Source organism: Paraburkholderia sediminicola, from assembly GCF_046026855.1.
Classification (GTDB): domain Bacteria; phylum Pseudomonadota; class Gammaproteobacteria; order Burkholderiales; family Burkholderiaceae; genus Paraburkholderia; species Paraburkholderia sediminicola_A.
Window position 1 is genome coordinate 1 of sequence record NZ_JAQQET010000072.1, and the last position, 4,438, is coordinate 4,438.

At 56.1% G+C, this 4,438-nt stretch carries 2 protein-coding genes and 2 pseudogenes; 3 read left to right on the top strand and 1 reads right to left on the bottom strand.

Annotated elements, in window-relative coordinates; all coding sequences use genetic code 11:
* Positions 1-230 (bottom strand): annotated as a pseudogene (locus PQR40_RS38735) (transposase); the annotation flags it as partial.
* Positions 231-935: 705 nt separating this feature from the next.
* Between PQR40_RS38735 and PQR40_RS38740 the strand changes: the two are divergent.
* The 3 genes and pseudogenes from PQR40_RS38740 to PQR40_RS39100 form a co-directional block, all read left to right on the top strand.
* Positions 936-1,268: pseudogene (locus PQR40_RS38740) on the top strand (acyl-CoA dehydrogenase family protein); the annotation flags it as partial.
* Between the two features lie 27 nt (positions 1,269-1,295).
* Positions 1,296-2,552 carry an acyl-CoA dehydrogenase family protein gene (locus PQR40_RS38745; protein ID WP_408511258.1) on the top strand — a complete coding sequence of 419 codons (1,257 nt, stop codon included), beginning with the start codon at positions 1,296-1,298 and terminating at the stop codon, positions 2,550-2,552.
* A 479-nt stretch (positions 2,553-3,031) separates the two neighbouring features.
* On the top strand, positions 3,032-4,438 hold a 1,407-nt coding region (locus tag PQR40_RS39100; protein WP_459252667.1), incomplete at its 3' end, for an ESPR-type extended signal peptide-containing protein.

Below are 4,438 nucleotides of genomic sequence, written 5' to 3' on the forward strand. Positions count from 1 at the left end.
TGCAACCATCGACTACGTTTGTCGGTCTTGCCCGACGCGTATTGCAAAACGGTTCTTGCACCGTGAATCAGAAGAGTTCGCAAATAGGTATCGCCCCGCTTGCTGATGCCCTGCAACCGGGCTTTGCCTCCCGAGGAGTATTGACGGGGCACCAGCCCCAGCCACGCCGCCAGATGACGCCCGTTGGAGAACTGTTTGGCATCCCCGATAGCGCCAACAACGGCGCTAGATCGCCTGAGTTTGGCCAACAGTGAAGGCCCCCCATTTTTCTCCACTTCCACACACGGCAGCGAATGCCGTTTGCGACGGTCGCGCCCGTGGTGCACACGTCGCTTGCGTGGAATAAGCACTCGGATACTGAATGCTACGCATCCGCTGCCAATCATCTAACTAGCTTCTGCGAGCGACGATCTTGGCACTGAACAGAAAATGCCGGGCAGCCTATTGCCATCCGGACCGACTACGCGGGTTGATTCACGTCTGGTAGACCTTTCGGTAATGCTGCTCGTCGCTTGGTACCGACGTCAAAGTTGTCTTTTCTTCAGATTCAATGAGCCTTTGTCGTGCTACTTTTCAGGTTCTCTCAGTCTTCGTCTCCTCGGGCTCGAAGACTTTATGCTTGGGCCGCCTCAAGGTGCCCAGGCGTTTTTTTCTTCCCGCTGAAGTTCTAACGGCAATCGAACAAGTACGGGGTTCGCTGCCGGACATCAGGTCACAGTGACGCGGGAACGGTATTCCCGAAAATCAAGGTGTGCGTCGCGACACGTTCCGCGGTGCGCACGCGCCACACCTCGCAGTTGCAGTTCCCCGTCACATGCATCTTACTTGCGGCGTCCATCTTGGTCGCCAAAGTTCGGTGACAATTGTTCAGTTTCTATCGTGATCTCTCGCTTAGTCTTTTCTTCACACATAAACGCAGAAATATCACCGTGAAAATGAAGCGCGAAAAGAATGCATCCAATCACGACGTGCATCTATCTTCGGGAGCTGAGATTCGCCGGAGTCGCGCAGTTGCAGATGAGATTTGCGACGGGCTGAAGAGGTACCTCGCCTCGCGATCCCTATGGGTATCCAAGCGTGACGACCGTTGGCTCCCGTCACACGTGATGTTGGATCTTGGAAAGTTTTGCCTTCTCGGTATGGATTGTCCGGAGGCACTCGGAGGATGCAGCCTTGCCGTCTGTGACACGCTCCGCGTTTTCGAGAAATTAACCACTATCGATCTTCGATTATCGGGTTTTGTTGCGCTCCACAACAGCTTGGGACTTCTTCCGCTTGTTCAGACGGATCAGACAATGCATGCAGAGAGCATTGCCTCCATCGGAGCAGGGCGCGATCTTGTCGCGTTTTCTCTCGCAGAGGCCGAGACGCAGGTCGACTCGATACAAAGAGTTGGGCCGTCGAGCGCAAACCACACTGGCAAAGAAACTTGGAGACTCAGCGGCAAGAAGCTGTGGACAACTCATGCCGGTCTGCCAGCGCGGTTCCATCTTTTCGTCAGGTCCTGTGAAGAGAACGGATCGCCTCTGGGGATGACGGGATTTCACGTCGATGCCCGGAGCCCACAGACCTTCTCCGGCGCGGAATCTTCCAGACTCAGGCTGACCTCAGTCGGCGAGAATTACGTCTGCTTTGCAGACGTGACGCTGGGTCGGGATACCGTGATCGGCGTTCCGGGTGAAGGACAAAAAATTGCGCAAAACGCGATCGATCGCATGCGCCTCTATCTTTCAGCATGCGCACTTGGTGGTATCAAGTATGCGTTGAGCCAGGTCGAGCGCCACGTAGCAAGTAGAAAGGATGACGGCGCGACCTTTGACCGGCCGCACATCTACGACAGGATATCCTCAACCATCGCAGACTTCCGCGCTCTTGAGGTGTTGATTCATTCCGTTTCCTGGCCGACGGCGCCGCGAATCGCGGCTTATTCAGTGATTTGCGCCGTCGCAAGAATCATCGGGACGGATGGCCTCTGGACAACTCTTCACGATGTGAGTGGTGTGTCAGGCGTCAGAAGTCACGCACACGAGAGTGATCGTCTTACGCAGATGACCCTGGATGCGGAGGCGCTGTCAAAGGGTGAATCTATTGAAGCGCTTCTGTCGCTAGTCGGATTTTCCGTCGGTGCTGGGCGCCAGAATGTGGATGAATTCATTGCCGTACATCTCGCGGATACCGAAACCGCTAGTCAGTTGCGCAACTCGATAGCATGGTGGCTGAACAATCGGCTCCAACTGAGCGAGCACGAGAATGATGAGCTAAACGTAAGGATGGGCCGTGTGGTTGCGGACGGCGCAATGCTCGCGGCTGGGAAGCGCGCATTGCGGGTCGATGAGACGATCACAATCCGGTCACTATATTACCGGCTCGTCGAAAGTATCGATCGGATGAATGCGTTGTGGGGGAATGGCAAACATCTTGCGAGCGATGCCGCGCGGCAGCTATTTGAATCCGTTCGTTCATGTACGAACGACACACCGTCGCCTTCGACTTCGACTGATCTCTCGATCATGTCCGCCGACAGTGACGTCGAGGCCACTGAATCTGCATAACTGGTTGAGTGTATCGACATCGTCAACTGAACGGTGGCAGAGACCGTGGAAAGAATTCGGTATTGAGGGATACCGACATGCGTTGACCACTGACCGGCTTACATAAAAAATTTACGTCACGATACACGCCTGGATATGTGAGGCATTCACAATAAATAAGGATATCTAATATGTTGAATAAATTTAACAAAATATCTAAAGAAGAGCGTCGGAAATTGAACGCCAGATAGTCATCTCGCGAGTGGCGAACGATAGGCAGATTGCGAGACAGGCATTCTGAGAATGGTGAAGTACGCGAAAGTAAAAAATGATAGTGCAAGGAAGGACGGAGCAACGGCTCTTCACTTCGATCCTGCATCGAATACCAGAACAGAAAGGAAAAAGATGCGACGTCAGCGGGTTGCGATTTCCTCCGTCAAGTAAGTATCGCTGTCGCACAGACAGTAGCAGCGAGGAATTCTTTCATAGGGAGTCTTGAGATGAACAGGGTATGCAGGATCGTATGGAATAAAGCGCGCGGCGCTTTCGTTGCGGTATCTGAGAACGACAAGGCGGGGGGCAAAGGCAACTTGAAAACGTCGTCCGGTGCGTTCGATCAGCGCGGAGAGCTAACCAGCAGAGTAGATCGGCGGCGAGCTATCGCTGTTGGGATTATGGTGATGTCTGCGGGTGGAGCCCTGATTCCGGGGGCCGCTGTGGCACAAGCAGTTGCTGGCGGCTCGGCCGCGGGCGCGAACTCGGTGGCAGTCGGATCGGGCGCAAATTCTGGGGGAGGCCTGGCGGTTGCGGTAGGGCAAAATGCAACGGCAACCGGACTTGACGCCACTTCTTTGGGCACCAATAGCCAGGCACTTGGCAATTTCTCCACGGCAGTTGGCGTAAGTGCTAATGCGTCGGATCAGTTCGCGACGGCGGTAGGGTACCTTTCTACGGCGGGGTCAGGCGGAACAGCACTTGGTGCATACGCGTCGGCATCCGCTGCGTTTGCGGTGGCATTCGGAGAGCATTCGACCGCGTCAGGTTCGAACGGCGTTGCCATGGGTGGCAACGCGGTGGCAACTGGCAACTTTACCGTGGCAGTCGGCGGAAATACTACGGCGTCGGGTGATTCCGGGACGGCGGTAGGTTACACGGCTAGTGCGGCGACGGGTGGAACAGCGCTTGGCGCGTATTCGTCAGCATCCGGTTTGAACGCCACGGCAATCGGACAGCATGCGACTGCGTCAGGTGAGAGCGGCGTTGCGATAGGTGGCAACGCCCAGGCATTAGGAGCGAATTCCATTGCATACGGTGTGAGCGCGATCTCATATGGACAAGGATCATTCGCGGCGGGCGCAAACGCCATTACTGGCGTGAGCGGGAGTACGACTATCGTGAATGACGTTGCGCTTGGCACAGGAGCGGCAGCAACTGGTGGCAACTCAATTGCGCTTGGCACTAGCGCGATTGCCAATTCGACCGGCGCGGTCGCGATCGGCCAGACGGCGACAGCCACGGGTGGTCAGGCGGTATCGATCGGCGTGGGAAACACTGCGAGCGGTAATGGTGCGGTCGCGATTGGCGATCCGAACAGCGCTACAGGTACTGGTGCGGTGGCGATGGGCAACAGCAATACGGCGAACGGGCAGGGTGCGGTCTCGTTGGGTAACACCAATACTGCGACGGGCCAAGGCTCAGTGGCACTGGGCAACAACTCGAGCGTCGCTGTGGCAGGTGGGGTGGCACTCGGAGACACGGCCAGCGCGAAAGCTGGTAATGGATTGGCTTTAGGCTCGAACGCGATTGCGAATAATGCTAATGACGTGGCGTTGGGTGCTGGTTCGACCACAGCGACACCGCACTCCGGGACGTTCGATCTCACCGGGGGTACGGCCGCGGCAACCACA

Bases quoted from the DNA above. Each gene is read 5' to 3' on its own strand.
- PQR40_RS38745 (WP_408511258.1), top strand. From the start codon at position 1,296: ATGCATGCAGAGAGCATTGCCTCCATCGGAGCAGGGCGCGATCTTGTC.